Raw genomic sequence first — 18,253 nt, forward strand, 5'->3', positions numbered from 1 at the left:
CCCCGCTGCTTGGTTGGTTCCGCTGATGATCCCGCTGCTATTTCTTCTGCCAAGCTATCAAAGCCCTCCGACAGCGAACGCCGCCCCGACGAGGACCGGCCAGGGTCTGGCCGCAGTCGGAGGACCGGCGTAGGGTCTAGAAGACTATGACTGAACAGCAACCCTATGAGCTAGTCAGGCGCTACCCGCACTTCGAGCTGCGCCGCTATCCCGCGCACGTTGTGGCTGAAATACACGTCAACGCGACCTTTGACCGGGCCGGGAACGCAGCCTTCCGGCACCTGTTTAACTACATCAGCGGCAGCAACACTGGCGGGCAAAAGCTGGCGATGACCGCCCCGGTGATCCAGGACAGCGGCAGCCAGGAGAGCCGAAATCGGGGGAGCATGAGCCAAGCGCAAAAGCTGGCGATGACCGCCCCGGTGCTGCAGAGCGGTCCGCTGCCGGGAACCACTGGACCCGCCGACTTTGTGGTCGCCTTTGTGCTGCCCGCCGGGATGACCGCCGAGACGGCACCGGCTCCCGCCAACCCCGACGTCAGGATCCGGGCCGTCCCCGGTTCCCTGGCCGCAGCCCTCCGCTTCTCCGGCAGCGGCACGGAGACAGCCTTCGAACGGCGCACCGACGGGCTGCAGGCGGCGCTGACCCTCGCCGGCCTGACAACGGTGGGGCCGCCGCGGTTTGCCCGCTTCGACCCGCCTTTCAAACCGTGGTTCCTCCGCCACAACGAGGTGGTGCAGGACGTGCAGGAGCCACCCGCCACCGCAGGGACGCCCGGCGCCGGGACGGGGTAGAGGCGACGTAGCGAAGCGGTAAGGCAAAATGGGCAGGTGAGCCAACTCCCGCAGCACCCCGCCATGACCTCCCCGATCGAGACCCAGATCGCCGCCGAACTCGGTGTGCAGCCCTGGCAGGTGAAGGCAGCCGTGGAGTTGCTCGACGCCGGGTCCACGGTGCCTTTCATCGCCCGCTACCGCAAGGAAGCCACCGGCACCCTGGACGACACCCAGCTCCGCGGGCTCGAGGAGCGGCTGCGCTACCTGCGCGAGCTGGAGGACCGCCGTCGGACCGTGTTGGAAGCGATTGCCGCGCAGTGTGCGCTGACCCCCGAACTGCAGGCCGCCGTCGTCGGCGCCGATACGAAGTCGCGGCTGGAGGACATCTACCTGCCGTTTAAGTCCAAGCGCCGTACCAAGGCCCAGATCGCCCGGGAGGCCGGCCTGGAGCCGCTCGCGGACGCGCTGCTGAAGCGGCCGGAGCTGGACCCGGAACGCGAAGCGGCCCGCTACCTGAACGCCGACCATGCCATCGGGGACACCGCTGCGGCGCTGGCCGGAGCCCGGTCCATCGTGGTCGAGCGCGTCGGCCAGGACGCCGACCTGGCCGCCACGCTGCGGGAGCGGCTCTGGACGCAGGGCCGGATGGTCTCCCGGGTTAAGAAGGGCAAGGAAACCGAAGGGCAAAAGTTTAAGGACTACTTTGCGTTCACCCAGGCGCCCGCCGGGATGCCCTCGCACCGGGTCCTCGCGCTGCTGCGCGGTGAGAAGGACGGGGTGTTGGAGCTGGATCTCGCCGAGGCGGAACCGGACGACGACGCCGCCCTGTCCGCCGCCCGCGGCCGCTACGAGTCCGCGGTGGCCAGGTTCCTCGGGGTTGCGGACTGTGGCCGCCCCGCCGATGCCTGGCTGCTGCAGACGGCGCAGCAGGCCTGGCGCTCGCGGGTACTCGGCCGCCTGAGTGGGGACCTGCGCAGCCGGATGTTTGCCGCGGCCGAGGACGAGGCCGTCCGGGTGTTCGCCGCCAACCTCCGCGACGTGCTGCTCGCGGCGCCCGCCGGGAACCGCGCCACCCTGGGCCTGGACCCGGGCCTGCGCACCGGGGTGAAGGTCGCCGTGGTGGACGGCACCGGCAAGGTCGTGGCGACGGACACGGTGTACCCGCACGCCCCGGCCAGGAAATGGGACGAGGCGTTGCGCACGCTCCTGGGCCTGGCCCGGAAGTACGACGTCGAACTCGTGGCGATCGGCAACGGCACCGCCTCGCGGGAGACGGACAAGCTCGCGGCCGAGCTGATCAAGCAGCTCACCGCGGAAGCAGGCCACGTGCCGCAGAAACTCGTGGTCTCCGAGGCCGGGGCGTCCGTGTACTCCGCGTCGGCGCTGGCAGCCGCGGAGCTGCCCGGCATGGATGTTTCGCTGCGCGGCGCGGTGTCGATCGCCCGCCGGCTGCAGGATCCGCTCGCTGAACTGGTCAAGATCGAGCCGAAGTCGATCGGCGTCGGGCAGTACCAGCACGACGTCACGGCGGCGAAGCTGGACCGCAGCCTCGACGCCGTGGTCGAGGACTGCGTGAACGCCGTGGGGGTGGACGTCAACACCGCGTCGCCGGCGCTGCTGAGCCGGGTGGCCGGCGTCGGGCCGCTACTGAGCGAGAACATTGTGGCCTACCGGAACGAGCACGGCCCCTTCAACAAACGCAGCGAACTGAAGAAGGTGCCGCGGCTGGGCGCGAAGGCTTTTGAACAGTGCGCCGGCTTCCTGCGGATCACCGGCGGAGCGGAGCCGCTGGACGCTTCGAGCGTGCACCCCGAGGCCTACCCGCTGGCGCGGAAGATCAAGGCCGCGGCCGGGGCTGCGCTGCCCGGTGCCGGTCCGGCGGCCGGCAACCTCTCCGGGCTGAACCCGGAGGACTTCGTGGACGGCTCCTTCGGCCTGCCCACCGTGCAGGACATCATCGCCGAGCTGGAGAAGCCCGGCCGGGATCCGCGGCCCGCGTTTGCGGCGGCGTCGTTCCTGGAGGGGGTCGAGAAGATTTCAGACCTCAGGCCCGGCATGGTGCTTGAGGGGACGGTCACTAACGTCGCGGCGTTCGGCGCGTTCGTCGACGTCGGGGTGCACCAGGACGGCCTGGTGCACGTCTCCGCGCTTGCCAACCGGTTCGTCTCCGATCCCCGCGAGGTGGTCAAGTCCGGGCAGGTGGTCAGGGTCAAGGTGCTGGAGGCGGATCCGGAGCGGAAACGCATCTCGCTGACGCTGCGGCTCGACGACGAGCCGGCAGCCGCCGGTGAGCGCACGGGGAGGCAGGCGTCCGGGAAACCGGCGCCGGGGAACCAGACGTCCGGGAAACCGGCGTCGGCGGGCCCGGCGTCGGCGGGCCGGAGGCGAAATCCACCGCCGGCAGCCGATGCCAAGCGAAACGCAGCCACACCGGCGTTCAAGGCCGCCGCCAAGCCGGCGCCCGGCGACACCGCTATGGCCGAGGCGCTTCGAAAGGCGGGTCTCGGCAGGTAGGCTCCACCGTTCAGCGCGAAGGTCCTACCGCTCAGCGCATTGATAGTACGTTTGCTGATGATCTGCACCAAGATTGCCGTAGGCAACGGCTCAATTTTGGGGTCCTTTGCCTCTAGATTGCTGGACATCTACGTCTTGAACGAGCAAAGGGAGCAACCATGGGCTGGCTGGACCGAGAACGAACTGTTGCCCCGCCGGGATTCAACCGCTGGCTTGTGCCGCCGGCGGCGCTCGCCGTTCACCTGTGCATCGGGCAGGCCTACGCGACAAGCGTGTACAAGACGGCACTGGTCAAGCACTTTGGCGCCAGCTTGACCGAAATCGGCGTGATTTTCTCCATCGCCATTGTCATGCTCGGCCTTTCGGCCGCCATTATGGGCACCTGGGTGGATAAGAACGGCCCGCGCAAGGCGATGTTCACCTCGGCCATGTTCTGGGCCAGCGGTTTCCTGGTCGGTTCGCTCGGCATCTTCACGCACCAGCTGTGGCTCGTCTACCTCGGCTACGGCTTTATCGGCGGCATCGGCCTGGGCATCGGCTACATCTCGCCCGTGTCCACCCTGATCAAGTGGTTCCCGGACCGGCCGGGCCTCGCCACGGGCATGGCCATCATGGGCTTCGGCGGCGGCGCACTGATCGCGAGCCCGGTTTCCACCGCGCTGCTGAAGATGTATGACCCGAATTCCGGTGCCAAGGGCTGGGTGGCCAGCGGCGATTCCGTCGGCAAGCTCTTTCTGACGCTCGCTGTCATTTACCTCGCGTATATGCTCTTCGGCGCCTTAACCATCAGAGTCCCTGCCGACGGCTGGAAGCCGGCAGGCTTCGACCCCGCAAAGGTCAAAGCCTCCAAACTGGTCACTACTGACAACGTCTCAGCAAAGAACGCGGTCAAGACCAAACAGTTCTGGCTGGTGTGGATTGCGCTGTTCTGCAACGTCACCGCCGGGATCGGCATCCTGGAACAGGCCGCCCCGATGATCCAGGACTTCTTCCGGAAGTCCGATGGCGCGTCCCTGGTCAGCGCCGGCGTCGCCGCCGGCTTCGTCGGGCTCCTCTCCATCGGCAACATGGCAGGGCGGTTCGCCTGGTCCGCGACCTCCGATGTGACCGGCCGCAAGCGCATCTACATGGTCTACCTCGGCGTCGGAGCGGTGCTATATACGGTCCTGGCACTGGCCGGATCCTCGACCACGTTCCTCTACGTCGCGCTCGCGTTCTTCATCATCTCGTTCTACGGCGGCGGTTTTGCGACGGCTCCGGCCTACCTGCGGGACCTGTTCGGGACCTTCCAGGTCGGCGCCATCCACGGCCGACTGCTGACCGCCTGGTCCGCTGCCGGCGTCGCCGGACCCCTGATCGTCAACGCCTTCCTGGACGCGCAGGGCAAGCCGGGCCAGCTTAACGCCGCCTCTTACCAACCGGCCTTGCTGACCATGGTCGCGTTGCTGGTGGTTGGTTTCGTGGCCAACCTGCTGGTCAAACCGGTCGACGCACGATTCCACGAATCCCGCCCGGAAAACCGCCGGCCAGCCGAATCCGCCATGGAGGCCTGAGATGAGCACCGCACACACCCCTGACGCCCACGCGGCTGTCAAAGCGTCAACCGGAAGACTTGCCGTTGCCTGGGCACTCGTCGGAGTGCCGCTGGCTTACGGGGTCTACGAAACCCTGACCCGCGTGGCGGCCCTGTTCGGCTGATCCTGTGACCTTCACCCCGCCTGACGCGTTCACCACGCGCCCCACCCTGCAGGGCACCTTCGGGATGAGCGCCTCCACGCATTGGTTGGCGACGGCGGCGGCCCAGGCAGTGCTCGAACGTGGCGGCAACGCGTTCGACGCCGCCACGGCCGGCGCCTTCGTGTTGCACGTCGTTGAGCCGCACCTCAACGGCCCCGGCGGGGACATGGCCGGCGTCTTCGTGACGGCGTCCGCCCCCGGCACCCCGGTGGTGTTGATGGGTCAGGGACCGGCACCGGCGGCGGCCACCGTGGAGCACTACCGCGCCGAAGGCCTGGACCTGGTTCCGGGGGCGGGGGCACTGGCCGCCGCGGTGCCCGCCGCCGTCGACGCCTGGCTCCTTTTGTTGCGTAACCACGGGACCTGGGAACTGGAGGAGGTGCTGGAATTCGCGATCGGCTACGCCCGTGATGGGCACCCGATGCTGGCACGCGTCGGCACCACGATCGCTGCGGTGGCGGAGCTGTTCCGGCGACACTGGCCCAGCTCGGCGGAGCTCTGGATGCCCGGCGGAAGGATCCCGGCCGACGGGGAGCTGATCCGGAACCCCAACTATGCCCGGACCCTGGAACGGCTCATCGAAGCCGGGCGGGCTTTGAGCCCTGGCGGGTCCCGTGAGGCGCGTATCGATGAGGCCCGCCGGGAATGGCGCGAGGGTTTTGTCGCCCGGGCCATGGTGGCGTCGGTACAGAACCCGCACCGGCACTCGTCGGGCACCGACCACCGGGGTGTACTGGCACTGGCCGATATGGCCGGCTTCGAAGCCGGGTACGAGCCGGCGGCTACCTTGGAGTTCCGCGGCCACACCATCGCCAAGACCGGGCCCTGGGGGCAGGGGCCGGCGCTGCTGCAGACCCTGGCCATCCTCGACGGGTTCGAGGACCGCTTCCTGGACCCGTCCACCGAGCTCGGCGCACACACAATCCTGGAGGCCCAGAAGCTGGCGCTCGCGGACCGCGAGGCGTACTACGGGGATACTGCCGTGCCGCTGGAGTACCTGCTCTCCGAGGAGTATTGCGAGGGACGCCGGGCCCTGATCATGGACCGGGCGTCGCACGACTTCCGGCCCGGGCAGGTTCCGGGACGCGTGCCCTATCTGCCGCCGTTGCGGACGGAGTACATTCCGCCGGCGCTGGCCCGTGGCGGTTCGGCGGCCGGATTGGGCGTGGGGGAGCCGACCGTGGCGCCGAGCGGGGAGACCAGGGGCGATACGTGCCACATCGACGTCGTGGACCGCTGGGGCAACATGGTCTCGGCCACGCCGTCGGGCGGCTGGCTGCAGTCCTCACCAGTGATCCCGGAGCTGGGCTTCTGCCTAGGGACCCGTCTGCAGATGACGTGGCTGGAGCCGGGCACGCCGTCTACCCTGACCCCGGGGAAACGGCCCCGCACCACCCTGACGCCGACGCTGGTGCTCCGGGACGGACACGCTGTCACCGCGCTGGGCTCGCCCGGCGGCGACCAGCAGGACCAGTGGCAGTTGCCGTACCTGCTGCGGACCATCGTGGGCGGCTACTGGCCGCAGCAGGCCATCGACGCGCCGACGTTCCATACGACGTCGATGCCTGCGTCGTTCTGGCCGCGAACCTGGGAACCCGGCGGCGCCGTGGTTGAGGACCGGCTGGGTGAAGATGTTATCGCGGGACTTGAGCGCCGCGGACATGTTGTCACGAGAGCCGGTGACTGGACTCTGGGCCGGCTGTCCGCCGTGGTCAGGGACCCGGTAACCGGAGTGCTGCAGGCCGCCGCCAACCCGCGCGGCGCCCAGGGGTACGCGGCGGGGCGGTAGCTAGCCGGTTCGACGGCGGCGCGCCGCCAGATACGTTGCGCCGGTCGCGACGGCGGGGATGCCGAGGAAGAAAGTCAGCCCCGCCACGCCGCTCGGAACTCCTCCGACGGCTACGTAGGCTGTCATGCCGATCCACCACAGCAGGGCCGTTGCAAAGCCGCTGACAATGAGGACGCCGCGAGTTCCCGGGTGATTGAACCAAGGAAGGCTGCGGGGCGGGCGGGTCTCCAGAGGGGCCGATACCGAGGAGGCAGAGTCAGCTCGGTGGCGTGGCGGGCTTGGGAAGTTACGTGCTTCACGGCGCAGGTTCCACTGCGGTCCTGTGGCGAGCGGCCGCCTGCCACGGCGCGCCAAGAAGTATGTTCCGACGGTCGTCAACGCAGGGACGGCTACAAAGACGAGCAACCCGGCTACTCCGCTCGCTGGGCCGCCGATCACCCCATAGCCCGTTAACCCGATCCACCAGCAAAGCACTGTCACGAATCCGCAGAGGATCAACAGGACATTCCGCGGGCCGGAGGTTCCGTCAGGAAGGGCGGCGAAATTGCCGTTTTGTGCCATGATCGTTCCCCTTCGCGGGTTGTTTCAAAGGCTGGGTAGTTGTCATCACAGCACGGAACAGCAGCTTTGACGAGACCTATTCATTGATCCGATTCATTGATCTGATGGAGTGCGGCCGTGGTCCAGGTGCCGGCCCTGCCTCACGATCGGAAGTAGTGGTTGCGGCGGGGTTGTTGGTGTGGGTCGAGGTGGGGTGGCGGGATGAACCAGGGGATGCCGGCCCGGGGCTGGATGGTCCAGTGTTCTTTGTGGATCAGGTGGTGATGGTGGGAACAGAGCAGGGTGCCGTTGTCGGTGCTGGTGGTGCCGCCGCGGGACCAGTAGTCGATGTGGTGGGCTTCGCACCAGGGGGCGGGGATGGTGCAGTCGGGGAACGCGCAGCCCTGGTCGCGGGCGGTGATGGCTTTGCGGAGGTGGGGCGGGAAGACCCGGCTGGTGCGGCCGATGTCCAGGATCCGGCCTTGGCTGCCGAGCAGGACGGGGATGATGTCCGCGTCGCAGGCGATTTTGCGGATGGTCTCGGCGGTGACCGGGCCGGTGAACGCCAGGGTCCCGGTGCCGGGGCCGGGGTTAGGGCCGAGGCGGGTCAGGAGGTCGCGGTAGTCGATCGTGACCATGATCTGGGGGCGGAGTCCGCCGGTGCCGGGCAGGCCGCCGGAGGCGAGGGCGAGCTTGCAGGCACCGACCAGGCCGTCGAGGAGTTTCTGCGGCCGGGACCGCCAGTCCAGTCCCACTTCCGCCGGGCCGACTTCTACCGGGCCAGGGCCCCCGGCCACTGCCGTCTCCCGGCCCCGTGCCGTCTCCCCGGCGCACTCCGCTGTGCCGGTGCCGGCCCGGGCTCCTTCGTCGATTCCTTGGGCCGGTGTGGTGCGGGGGTTGGTGGCGGTGTTCATCACGGTCAGGAGGTGTTCGAACTGCTCGGTGGTCGCGAAGATTTCCAGGTGCTGCAGGCCGTGGCGGGGACGGCGGAGGAACGCGCCCTGGAGTTGTCGCAGGACTTCCTCGGCCGGTTCGGCGCCGTCCTGGTCGATCGCGTCCAGCCAGCGCCGGGTGATCCGGGCCAGGAAATCTGGGTCGTGCTCGATCGCGGTGCGGGTCAGGGCGTGTTCCATCCGGGCACCGGTCTCCGCGCCGCAGAGCGGCCGGACCCGGTCCAGGGCCAGGGTGATGAGGGTCGCTGACGGGGACGGGACGGCCCCGGCGGCCACGGCGGCGGCGAGTTCCTCGTGCAGCGGCGGCAGCGGCTGGCCGGTCATACCCGTGCGGGGCAGCACAGCCCGGGCCAGGCAGAGCCGGCGGTGGGCCTCGGCGACGCTGATCTGCAGCCGGGCCCGCAGGAACTCCTCGGTCCTGCGGAACCCGTCATCGCCGGCCCGGCCCCGGGCGGCACCGACGTCGCCGGCCGGTACCCCGCAAGTACCGGCCGCGCCGGTGGGTTCGTTGCGGGTGCGGTCCACGGCCGCGGCCGCGACCAGCTGCAGGTAGTCCACGGCCCGGGAGATCTCCTCGACCCCGGCCGCGTAGTCAGCGGCGTCGCCGAATCCCAGCAACGCCGCGTCTGAGGCCGCCGTCGCAGTCAACTCCCGCAACTGGCCCAAAACACCCGCCAGCGACGGAGTCGTGCGCTCATCACCGGCCGGCCGGGTGGCCGGACCAACGGCCGGACGGACAGTGAGAGCTGCAGTGGTTCCCATGAACCAATCCAACACCGAGGCTAAGACATTATGAGCCGCACCGGCCGCGTCTGAGGCCGCCGTCGCAAGCAACTCCCGCAACTGGCCCAAAACCCTGCGGCGCGGAGGCGGTTCGCTGTGCGTGACTCAAGGTAGCGGCTGGGAGTGAGCAAAGTATCGTGGAACCCGAGATCGGATAGCGATATCCATACACATGTTGGGACGCTATGAATGATGCGATAGGTGAAGTGACGCGTGCACCGATACGGCGGCTGGTCGCATGAGTGACCCTCAGGTTCTTGCGCGCCGGCTGGGCACTTTTGATGCGTCTGTGCTCGGGCTCGGCTCGATGATCGGGGCCGGCGTATTCGCGGCCTTCACCCCGGCAGCTGCCGTTGCCGGCTCCGGTCTGTTGCTCGGGCTGGTCGTTGCTGCCGTAGTGGCTTTCTGCAATGCCACATCTTCCGCCCAGCTCGCCGCCGCCTACCCGACCTCCGGGGGGACCTACGTCTACGGGCGGGAACGACTCGGGCCGTGGCCGGGTTTCCTGGCCGGGTGGGGATTCTTAATCGGCAAGACCGCCAGCGCCGCGGCGATGGCCATGACCTTTGCCACCTACGCCGCCCCGCACGGTTGGGAACGCCCGGTGGCCATCGCAGCCGTCGTCCTCCTCGCCACGGTGAACTATCACGGTGTCACCCGGACGGCCGGGCTGACGCGCATCCTCGTGGTACTGGTACTAGCGGCACTTACGACGGCGGTGGCCGCCTCCTGGGGAAGTTCCGCGCCGGATCCGGCCAAGATTCTCGGGGACGGGCTGTTGGCCCACGGCTGGTATGGGATTTTTCAGTCAGCCGGGTTGCTGTTCTTCGCCTTCGCCGGTTACGCCAGGATCGCGACGATGGGCGAAGAGGTACGGAACCCGCGGCGGACTATTCCCCGTGCCATCGGTATTGCCCTGGGCATAACGATCGTCGTCTACGCCGTCATCGCCGTTATGCTGCTGGCGACCATCGGCGCCGACTCAATGGCGGCCAACCCCGCACCGCTCGCCGTCGCCGTCGAATCCGGGACTACGCCATGGGCCGGCCCCGTCGTCCGAGCCGGCGCGGCGGTCGCGGCCCTGGGTGCGCTGCTGGCGCTCATCGCCGGGCTCGGGCGAACCAGCCTGGCCATGGCCCGCGAACAAGATCTGCCGCACTGGCTCGCCGCGGTCCACCCCCGATATAAGGTGCCCCATCGGGCCGAGGTCACGTTGGCGGTAGTAATCTGCACGATCATCTCCGTCGCCGACCTGCGCGGTGCGATCGGCTTCTCCTCGTTCGGCGTGCTCATCTACTACCTGATCGCCAACATCGCCGCCTTCACTCAACCCGCCGCAGACCGCCGATACCCCAAGGCGCTCCAGGTGCTGGGCGCCGTGGCCTGCGTGGCCCTCGTCGCCGCCCTCCCGCCGATGTCCGTGGCGTTGGGTGTGCTCATGTTCGTTGTTGGGATCCTCCTGCGTGCGATCCGGCGGCGCAGGAAGTCGTGACAGCACAGCACAGCCCTGCACAGCACCGCCCTGCACAGCGCGCCGACGCGCTGCCGTTTTCCGACGCGCTGCCGCGTGGCCGTGGCGCCCCCGTGCCTCGCGGGCTACAGAAGGCCGTGCAGCGCCCGCGGGCGGCCAAACTGTGTCCGGACCCCTGGCGAGAACAACACCGATTCGGGCGGCCCGGACACCGTGATGCCTGCTGCCGCCACGAGCTGGTCCTCCAACACCGTCAGCCGTGCCTGAAACAGCGGCCAGGGGCTGTGGGTATTCGGAACGTAGAGCGTCTCCCCGCGGAAGCGGGTATGCAATCCGAACCGCGCCGTGAGGTGGACGGACAGCGGGTCGGCGGCGTCGACGTCGTACTGCGGGGCAACCGCAAAGTCGCTCCGCGCGCCGTCCCGAAACCGCCGCACCGAATATCCGGTAGACGGATCCGCCGGCATCGCAGCGGGGTTGGCCGCCCGGAAGCGGTCCCGGGACCACACGTAGGGGATTCCCGCCGCACGGGCCGCCAGCACCACCGCCAAACGCGACGCATCCAGGCTCAGGAAGACGACTCCCCTGGTGCCGTCCGGTTCCCGGGAGTAGAGCCGCACGTTGATCTCGTTGAAGCTGCCGAAGTAGGGAATCCCCGGTCCCCGGCCCACACCGGCACCCTGCATGCGGAAGCCGATGAGCCCCACCCAGGCCGACCCGTCGAACTCGTCCGGGACCACGCCGGCAGGCATGAACGACGCCGCGACCGGCCGTGGAATGCGCCAGTGCAGGAAGACGGCGTCCGTCCAACGCTGGTCCATGATGACCGGTCGGGGCAACTCCGGCGCCAAAGGCCAGTGATTTATTTCCATCGGTTCGTCAGCTCGCCATGGCGGCTTGGTTGCCCGCGGGTTGCTTCTGCCAGGGCCAGCGGCCGGTGATTTCCAGCTCGAGCGAGAAGCTCAGGAAGGTCCGGATCAGCACGATGATGGCCAGCACTCCCACACTCTCGAAGGTAGGGGTCACGGCGACGGTCCGGATGATGTCGGCCGCCACGAGCAGCTCGAGGCCCAGCAGGATGGAGCGGCCCAGCAGTTGCCGGTAGGAACGGTAGACCGTGAGCGGTTCTGAGCCGGCGGGCAGGCGGCGCGGTTGGAATCCCCGCAGTGCCATGGGGAGGGATACCAGGGCACCGATCACCATCACGGCCACACCGGCGAAATCCATGAACCGGCCGATCGTCTCAATGATGTGCTGAAAATCCATGCTGCCCCTCGGAAGTCGGGTGTGAAATGTAGTGGCGTGAGGCCCCGGCCCAGTGCCAACGCATCAGGGATGCCGCTCCCCGACGCCGGCCAGCACGGCGCGGTAGCCCTCGCGGAAACTCGGATACTGGAACTCGAAGCGTGTGCTCCGAAGCAACGCGTTGCTGATGCGCTTGTTCCCGCCACGCGACGGCTCGCCGCTGGAGCCGCCGCTGGGGCCGCTGCCGGAGCCGCCACGCGAGCCCCCGCCAGAGGGGCCGGAGGTGCGCTCAGCCGCCGCAGCAGCAGGCTCCGATGCCGGTTCCGGTAGCCCGAGTTCGGCGGCCAGGAACCGCAACACCTCGGCGAGTTCGGCCGGTTCGTTGTCCACGCCCAGGTACACCGGAGCGGGCTGGACAGCCGTTGTGCATAGGTGCACGATGGCGGCAGCGGCGTCGTCGCGGTGGATCCGGTTGGTGAAGCGTGGTTCCGCCGGGATGGTGGCTTTCCCGCCGCGCACCTGGTCGATCAACCGGGTCCGGCCGGGCCCGTAGATCCCGCCCAGGCGCAACACCACGGGCGAAATCGCCGAGCCGCCCAGGCGGGTGTGGAGCAGTTCCTCAGCCTCGCGGATGATGCGGCCGGAAAACCCGCCGGGATTAGGCGCCGTCGCTTCGTTTACCCAACTGCCGTCGGCGTCGCCGTAGACCGCGGTGGAGGACACAAACAGCACCCGGTGCACCGGCGCTCCGGACGCCGCCACGGCATCGAGCACATGCGCCAGCCCGTCAACATACGCGGCCCGGTAGGCCTCCTCGGTGGGGGAGTCCGCCGCAATCGCGACGACGACGGCTTTGGTGTCCGCCGGGACCGGCGGCAGTTCGCCCCGGCTCAGGTCAGCCGCTGCGCCTTCGATGGCAGCCGGCAGTTTGTCCGGGGAGCGTCGCCAGCCCACCACGCGGTGTCCGGCAGCAGCAAAGCGCAGTCCGGCCTCGGTACCCAAGTCGCCGCAACCGGCCAGCAGAACAGTCATACCGGCCAGTCTGCCAGCAATTGCGGTGCGGTGCTGTGAGCGGGGGAAACGCTGCCATCCCCACTCGCGGCTTCCGGTCCAGCTCGACGTCTGGAAACGCCGATGGCGGACGGAACCCGCGAGCCGGGGTGCGCCGACCCCGGCGCCCCAGGGGTGCGCCGACCCCAGCGCCCAGCAGCGCCCAAAACTTAGCGCGCGGCGATCGGGAAGAACACCCGCGGGTCCTGCAACAGCGCCGGGTAATCGAAGTCCCGGCGCGCCACGATCTCGGTGACCGCAAAGTTGCGGGCGAACTTGCCGTCCACCGTGACCGGACGGCCCTGGACCTCGCCGACGGCGAAGGACTGGCCGCCGTCGAACGGGATCGCCACCACGGACCTCCCCGGCAGCGTGGTGAAGGCCTCCTCCTGCGCCAGGCGCTTGCGCGTAGGCTTCTTCACCAGCGGCTTGGCCGGGCGCTTGCGGGCGTTCTTGTCCGGCCGGCGGGACCCGTTGTCCGCGTAAACAAACTGGTACTCGTCGTCGTCGGCGCCGGAAGCCTTGCCGCGAACCGGCGGTAGGCTGACGGTGTCCAGTCGCTGCGGGTCGGTGTCGCTCAACGGCAGGCGGAGGACCCACATGCGGTCCCCGGCAGGATCTTCCGGCAACAGCTCGTGCTTGGGCGCGGGCCACACGTACTCAAGGTCAGGGTCGATGCCGGGGAACACCGAGGCGTAGAACCGCTGGTCCTTGGCGAGCAGCCGGGAGCGGTGGCTGAGGTGGAAATCCGGGTTCCCCAGCCAGTACGGCATCTGGATTTTGGCGGCGTAGTCCGGGTGCGCGGCCTGCGGAGCAAACTCCGTGATCTTGTCCCGGGTGGTGTCTTCGCCGCCGCGGGCGGTCCATTCGTCCACTACGGCGAGACCGTACAGGGTCAATGCCGGGACATGCCCCATCCACATCCGTACGGCCGGGTGGGACTGCCACCCGTACTCGGGAATCACCAGCGCGCGCAGCATTTGCAGAGCTTCGACGCGCTGCTTGCCGAGCCGAACGCGGTCAAGGGCCGCGGCGCTCTGCCGGAAATCGGGGAAAGGAAGGAAAGTCTGCATCTCTCCAGTTTGGGGCCGCCGGCCCGCAACGCCAATTGCTGGGGCCTGCGGGTGAGGGTGTTCACATCGCGAAATGATACAGACAGTTCCCAGCTGGGGGATCTACCATTAGCCAAACCATCCCTGCCGCACGGAAGACCCGCCATGACCCTTGAAGCAGCGGCGCCCTTTGCGCCCAAATACGGACAAATGCTCCCCCCGGAAGCCAACGGCATCCTGGTCCTCGAAGAATTCACCCTGGACCCGGCCGAGGCCCGGAAGGAGCAAAGCGGGTTCCGCGCGGGCTTGGCCTCGATGGCCCTGACCGTGCGGCGACTGATGGCATTCCGGCTCCTGATCGCGATCGTCGCCATCGCCAACCTGCCGCTGTTCCTGCTCTCCAGTGGCTGGGAAATCTACGTGGTCTCATTCACGCTGGTGGTAGCCGTCCATGCGGCCGTGTCCTGGCTGAACCGGCATGAACCGCGATTGAGGCAGCGCGGGATGCTCGAACTCCATCTGCACCGGGAGCGCAGCGCCAACTACCGCAAGGTCCGCGACGGGGTGAAGTACGTGATCGATACCCCGGCCCGGATGAACGAACAGCTCTACCTCGAACTGCTCGCCGCCAAACGCGTCGCACTGCACCTCGCGCAGGGCACCGTGGCCCTGCTTGACACCAGCGACGACGCCGCCTGGAAGGTCCGCATCATCCGCGAACTCCCGCGGACCGTCTGAGGACAGCCTGATCGCATAACTACCGATTGAACGACGACGCCGGAGCGACCCCCAAGGGCGCGCCGGCGTCGTCGTTTAATCACACTGCCGTTCAGTTACACTGCCGATCAGTTACATTGCCGTTCAATCACATTGCTGCAGCTTAGGCGGGGAGCTGCAGGACCTGGCCGACCAGCACAAGGTCCGGGTTGCTGATGGTGGCCGCGTTGGCGTCGGCGAGAGCCTGCCAGCCGCCGTGGATGTTGAGCTGCTTGGCGATCTTGCTCAGGTTGTCGCCGCTTTGGACCGTGTAGGTCTCGCCGCTCAGGGCCACCGCGGCGACGTGCCGCGGTGCCGCCTGAACAGGGGCCGTGCGCACCGGCGCGGCCTGGGCGGGTACGTACCGGACTGGCGCCTGGGCCGCCGGCAGCTTCACCGGCAGCTTCGTCGGGGCGGCGGCAGGGGCCGCGGCCGCGCCTCCGCTCAGACCCAGCTTGGCGGCGCACGCCGGCCACGCGCCCCAGCCCTGTCTGGACTGGACGTTTTGCGCGACGGCGATCTGCTGTTCGCGGCTGGCGGAGGCCGCCGATCCCGAGCCGCCGTAGGCGGCCCACGTGCTTTGGCTGAACTGCAACCCGCCCGAATAGCCGTTGCCGGTGTTGGTGCTCCAGTTGCCGCTGCTCTCGCACTGGGCCAGCGAATCCCAGGTGGAATTGGTCGTGGCGGTGGGGGTAGCCGCGGTCGCGGCAGTGGCGGAGAGGGCGACGCCGGCCACCGAGATGACGGCCAGAGTGGCTCCACGGCGTGCGGCAGTAGTAAAGGTTGAGGTCTTCATGGTTTCAGCTGCTCCTGAGGGCCACCGGCGCTCGGTCCGTCCCCGGACGTTATCGCGTCACTGCCCGCCCCTGACAATAGAGGTCATTTTCGGTGGCTGCCGGTCGGGCAGATCATGGTGGGGGCAGCACCGGGCATGCAATAGCCCGTTTGCGGGCATCCGTCCACGGTAGGGCAGCCCGGGACACAGATCAACCCCTCACCGGCTTTCTGGCCAAGAATCAGCCACCGAGGACCGCTGCCAGGTACGGAGCCGTCCGGCTCTTGGTGGAGCGCGCGACGACGGCGGGCTCGCCAGCGGCGAGAATCTTGCCGCCGGCGTCGCCACCGGCTGGACCCAGGTCGATCACCCAGTCCGCGGCGGCCACCACGTCCATCTCGTGCTCCACCACCACCACTGTGTTTCCGGCGTCCACCAGCCGGTGCAGCTGGGCCATGAGGAGTTCGACGTCGGCCGGGTGCAGTCCCGTGGTGGGCTCGTCCAGCAGGTAGAGCGAGTGGCCGCGCTGGGCACGCTGCAGTTCGGTGGCGAGCTTGATGCGTTGCGCCTCGCCGCCGGAAAGCTCGGTGGCAGGCTGGCCCAGCCGGAGGTAGCCCAGGCCCACCTCGCGCAGGGTCTGTAAAGCACGCGCGGCGGCCGGGACGTCGGCCAGGAAGCCGGCGGCCGTGTTGACCGTCATGCCCAGCACTTCGGCCACATTCTTGCCCCGGTAGGCGACTTCCAGGGTCTCCGGGTTGTAGCGCGAGCCGTGGCACTCCGGGCATGGGCCGTAGCTGCCGGGCAGGAAGAGCAGCTCGACGGCAACGAACCCCTCGCCCTGGCAGGTTTCGCAGCGCCCGCCGGCCACGTTGAACGAGAATCGTCCGGCGCCGTAGCCGCGGGCCTTTGCCTGGTCCGTGGCGGCGAATTCCTTGCGGACGGCGTCGAACAGCCCTGTGTAGGTGGCTAGGTTGGACCGCGGGGTGCGGCCGATCGGCTTCTGGTCCACCTTCACCAGGCGGTCGATCCGCTCCAGCCCGGACACCGGGCCGACGCTCAGCGGGGCGCTGGGCTCAGCGTCTTCCGGGGACTCTTGCGGTGCCGCGGCGGAGTCTGGGTGTAGCCACGCACCGGCCACCTCGGCCAGGACCTGGCTGACCAGGGTCGATTTGCCGGAGCCGGACACGCCGGTCACCGCGGTCAGGACGCCCAGCGGGAAGCTGGCGTCCAGGTTTTGCAGGTTGTGGCGGCTGATGTCGCGCAGCTCGAGCCAGCCCGTCGGCCCGCGCCGGGACCCGCGCACCCCGGCGCCGGACCCGGCGTCGTGCGGCTGTTGACCTGCGGCGTCCGGGAACAGGTACGGCCGGGTGACAGAGGCTTCCACCTCGGCCAGCCCGGCGACGGGTCCGCTGTAGAGCACCTCGCCGCCGCCCTCGCCGGCGCGCGGTCCAACGTCCACCAGCCAGTCGGCGCGGCGCACCACGTCCATGTTGTGCTCCACCACGAACACCGAGTTGCCGGAGGATTTCAGCTGGTCCAGCACCGCCAGTAGGGGCTCGGCGTCGGCCGGGTGCAGGCCGGCGGACGGCTCGTCGAGCACGTAGATCACGCCGAACAGCCCGGAACGCAGTTGAGTGGCGATCCGCAGGCGTTGCATTTCGCCGGGGGAGAGGGTGGGGGTGGACCGGCCCAGGGCGAGGTAGCCCAGACCCAGGTCCACCAGCACGGTGACGCGCTGCAGCAGGTCGCGGGTGATGGCGACGGCCACCTCGTTGGACTCGGAAGACTGCTTGCGCGAGGCGGTCCCCGCCGAAGTGAGCTCGGTGGTGGGGCGGATGATCTCGGCCAGCTCAGTCATGGGCGCAGCATTGAGCTCGGCGATGGTGCGGCCGGCGAACGTGACAGCCAGGGCCTCCGGGCGCAGGCCGCTGCCGCCGCAGCGCGGGCACGGGCCGGTTTCCATGAAGCGCAGCACCTTCTCGCGCATGGTGTTGCTCTTGGAATCGGCGAGGGTGTGCAGCACGTAGCTGCGGGCGCTCCAGAAGCGGCCCTTGTAAGGCTTGGCGACGCGGTCGCGTTGCGGCGTCACCTCCACCACGGGCTGTTCCTCGGTGAACAGGATCCAGTCGCGCTCCTTTTTGGGCAGCTTCCGCCACGGGGTGTCGACGTCGTAGCCCAGGTGGGTGAGGACGTCGCGCAAGTTTTTGCCCTGCCAGGCGCCGGGCCAGGCGGCGATCGCGCCGTCGCGGATGCTCAGCGTCGGGTCCGGGACCAGCGAGGACTCGGTGACCGTGTGGGCGATGCCCAGGCCGTGGCATTCCGGGCAGGCGCCTGCCGCGGTGTTGGGCGAGAACGCGTCTGAGTCCAGCGGCGCGGCGCCGTCGGGGTAGCTGCCGGCGCGGGAGAAGAGCATGCGTAGCGAGTTGGACAGCGTGCTGACGGTGCCCACGGTGGAACGGGAGCTGGGTGTCCCGCGTCGCTGCTGGAGCGCGACGGCGGGCGGCAGTCCGGTGATCAGTTCCACCTTTGGGTTGTGGCCCTGCTGGATCAGCCGGCGGGCGTAGGGCGCCACGGATTCGAAGTACCGGCGCTGGGCCTCGGCGTAGATGGTGCCGAAGGCCAGCGAGGACTTGCCGGAGCCGGAGACACCGGTGAAGGCGACGATCGCGTCCCGGGGCACATCCACGTCCACGTTGCGCAGGTTGTTCTCCCGGGCGCCGCGGACCCGGACAAAGCCGTCCGCGGGGTGGTCCGGCGCCAGGCCGGCGGGATGGGAAGCCTGCTGAGTGTTCTGCATCTGTTCGACTCTATC

Annotated in this window: 15 protein-coding genes; 7 read left to right on the top strand and 8 right to left on the bottom strand. The window is 68.8% G+C overall.

Annotated features, from left to right (window positions below; genetic code table 11):
* Positions 1-146: 146 nt before the first annotated feature.
* The 5 genes from ABIB14_RS02200 (at position 147) to ABIB14_RS02220 (ending at position 6,816) form a co-directional block, all read left to right on the top strand.
* Positions 147-794 (top strand): SOUL family heme-binding protein, encoded by a 648-nt coding sequence (locus ABIB14_RS02200; protein ID WP_354233734.1) that lies wholly within the window; start codon positions 147-149, stop codon positions 792-794.
* 63 nt (positions 795-857) lie between these two features.
* The gene (locus ABIB14_RS02205; protein WP_354233852.1) at positions 858-3,290 is read left to right on the top strand and encodes a Tex family protein; all 2,433 of its coding nucleotides are present in this window, start codon (positions 858-860) and stop codon (positions 3,288-3,290) included.
* A gap of 158 nt (positions 3,291-3,448) precedes the next feature.
* On the top strand, positions 3,449-4,843 hold the full coding sequence (locus tag ABIB14_RS02210; protein WP_354233735.1) for an OFA family MFS transporter: 1,395 nt from the start codon (positions 3,449-3,451) through the stop codon (positions 4,841-4,843).
* A 1-nt stretch (position 4,844) separates the two neighbouring features.
* Complete coding sequence (locus tag ABIB14_RS02215) at positions 4,845-4,988, top strand: MFS transporter small subunit (RefSeq protein ID WP_354233736.1); 144 nt, start codon at positions 4,845-4,847, stop codon at positions 4,986-4,988.
* Between the two features lie 4 nt (positions 4,989-4,992).
* A complete protein-coding gene (locus ABIB14_RS02220) occupies positions 4,993-6,816 on the top strand; it encodes a gamma-glutamyltransferase family protein (protein ID WP_354233737.1) in 1,824 nt (607 codons plus the stop codon).
* On the opposite strand, the gene ABIB14_RS02225 is transcribed toward ABIB14_RS02220, so the two are convergent.
* The gene (locus tag ABIB14_RS02225; protein WP_354233739.1) at positions 6,817-6,942 is read right to left on the bottom strand and encodes a hypothetical protein; all 126 of its coding nucleotides are present in this window, start codon (positions 6,940-6,942) and stop codon (positions 6,817-6,819) included.
* 575 nt (positions 6,943-7,517) lie between these two features.
* Positions 7,518-9,071, bottom strand: a complete 1,554-nt coding sequence (locus tag ABIB14_RS02230; protein ID WP_354233740.1) for an HNH endonuclease — start codon at positions 9,069-9,071, stop codon at positions 7,518-7,520.
* A 259-nt stretch (positions 9,072-9,330) separates the two neighbouring features.
* On the opposite strand from ABIB14_RS02230, the gene ABIB14_RS02235 reads away from it, so the two are divergent.
* Positions 9,331-10,584 (top strand): APC family permease, encoded by a 1,254-nt coding sequence (locus ABIB14_RS02235; RefSeq protein ID WP_354233741.1) that lies wholly within the window; start codon positions 9,331-9,333, stop codon positions 10,582-10,584.
* Between the two features lie 104 nt (positions 10,585-10,688).
* On the opposite strand, the gene ABIB14_RS02240 is transcribed toward ABIB14_RS02235, so the two are convergent.
* The 4 genes from ABIB14_RS02240 to ABIB14_RS02255 form a co-directional block, all read right to left on the bottom strand.
* Positions 10,689-11,435, bottom strand: a complete 747-nt coding sequence (locus ABIB14_RS02240; RefSeq protein ID WP_354233742.1) for a YqjF family protein — start codon at positions 11,433-11,435, stop codon at positions 10,689-10,691.
* A gap of 7 nt (positions 11,436-11,442) precedes the next feature.
* Positions 11,443-11,829, bottom strand: coding sequence for a DUF1622 domain-containing protein (locus ABIB14_RS02245; RefSeq protein WP_354233743.1), 387 nt, complete (start codon positions 11,827-11,829; stop codon positions 11,443-11,445).
* 63 nt (positions 11,830-11,892) lie between these two features.
* Positions 11,893-12,840 (bottom strand): NAD-dependent epimerase/dehydratase family protein, encoded by a 948-nt coding sequence (locus ABIB14_RS02250; protein ID WP_354233744.1) that lies wholly within the window; start codon positions 12,838-12,840, stop codon positions 11,893-11,895.
* 188 nt (positions 12,841-13,028) lie between these two features.
* A complete protein-coding gene (locus ABIB14_RS02255; RefSeq protein WP_354233745.1) occupies positions 13,029-13,931 on the bottom strand; it encodes an MSMEG_6728 family protein in 903 nt (300 codons plus the stop codon).
* Positions 13,932-14,075: 144 nt separating this feature from the next.
* On the opposite strand from ABIB14_RS02255, the gene ABIB14_RS02260 reads away from it, so the two are divergent.
* Complete coding sequence (locus tag ABIB14_RS02260; protein WP_354233746.1) at positions 14,076-14,648, top strand: hypothetical protein; 573 nt, start codon at positions 14,076-14,078, stop codon at positions 14,646-14,648.
* Positions 14,649-14,790: 142 nt separating this feature from the next.
* Here the strand turns inward: ABIB14_RS02260 and ABIB14_RS02265 are convergent, their stop codons facing one another.
* Together ABIB14_RS02265 and uvrA are read right to left on the bottom strand one after the other, a co-directional pair.
* Positions 14,791-15,462 (bottom strand): transglycosylase family protein, encoded by a 672-nt coding sequence (locus ABIB14_RS02265; protein WP_354233748.1) that lies wholly within the window; start codon positions 15,460-15,462, stop codon positions 14,791-14,793.
* A 220-nt stretch (positions 15,463-15,682) separates the two neighbouring features.
* Positions 15,683-18,238, bottom strand: coding sequence for an excinuclease ABC subunit UvrA (gene uvrA, locus ABIB14_RS02270; RefSeq protein ID WP_354233749.1), 2,556 nt, complete (start codon positions 18,236-18,238; stop codon positions 15,683-15,685).
* Positions 18,239-18,253: the final 15 nt, after the last annotated feature.

Origin of the sequence: Arthrobacter sp. UYEF3 (assembly GCF_040546245.1) — a bacterium.
Lineage (GTDB): Bacteria > Actinomycetota > Actinomycetes > Actinomycetales > Micrococcaceae > Arthrobacter.

What these genes read in the sequence shown, in the direction of transcription:
- ABIB14_RS02200 (WP_354233734.1), top strand. Translation starts at nt 147, where the DNA reads ATGACTGAACAGCAACCCTATGAGCTAGTCAGGCGCTACCCGCACTTC.
- ABIB14_RS02205 (WP_354233852.1), top strand. Translation starts at nt 858, where the DNA reads ATGACCTCCCCGATCGAGACCCAGATCGCCGCCGAACTCGGTGTGCAG.
- ABIB14_RS02210 (WP_354233735.1), top strand. Translation starts at nt 3,449, where the DNA reads ATGGGCTGGCTGGACCGAGAACGAACTGTTGCCCCGCCGGGATTCAAC.
- ABIB14_RS02215 (WP_354233736.1), top strand. Translation starts at nt 4,845, where the DNA reads ATGAGCACCGCACACACCCCTGACGCCCACGCGGCTGTCAAAGCGTCA.
- ABIB14_RS02225 (WP_354233739.1), bottom strand. Translation starts at nt 6,942, where the DNA reads ATGACAGCCTACGTAGCCGTCGGAGGAGTTCCGAGCGGCGTGGCGGGG.
- ABIB14_RS02230 (WP_354233740.1), bottom strand. Translation starts at nt 9,071, where the DNA reads ATGGGAACCACTGCAGCTCTCACTGTCCGTCCGGCCGTTGGTCCGGCC.
- ABIB14_RS02235 (WP_354233741.1), top strand. Translation starts at nt 9,331, where the DNA reads ATGAGTGACCCTCAGGTTCTTGCGCGCCGGCTGGGCACTTTTGATGCG.
- ABIB14_RS02240 (WP_354233742.1), bottom strand. Translation starts at nt 11,435, where the DNA reads ATGGAAATAAATCACTGGCCTTTGGCGCCGGAGTTGCCCCGACCGGTC.
- ABIB14_RS02245 (WP_354233743.1), bottom strand. Translation starts at nt 11,829, where the DNA reads ATGGATTTTCAGCACATCATTGAGACGATCGGCCGGTTCATGGATTTC.
- ABIB14_RS02250 (WP_354233744.1), bottom strand. Translation starts at nt 12,840, where the DNA reads ATGACTGTTCTGCTGGCCGGTTGCGGCGACTTGGGTACCGAGGCCGGA.
- ABIB14_RS02255 (WP_354233745.1), bottom strand. Translation starts at nt 13,931, where the DNA reads ATGCAGACTTTCCTTCCTTTCCCCGATTTCCGGCAGAGCGCCGCGGCC.
- ABIB14_RS02260 (WP_354233746.1), top strand. Translation starts at nt 14,076, where the DNA reads ATGACCCTTGAAGCAGCGGCGCCCTTTGCGCCCAAATACGGACAAATG.
- ABIB14_RS02265 (WP_354233748.1), bottom strand. Translation starts at nt 15,462, where the DNA reads ATGAAGACCTCAACCTTTACTACTGCCGCACGCCGTGGAGCCACTCTG.
- uvrA (WP_354233749.1), bottom strand. Translation starts at nt 18,238, where the DNA reads ATGCAGAACACTCAGCAGGCTTCCCATCCCGCCGGCCTGGCGCCGGAC.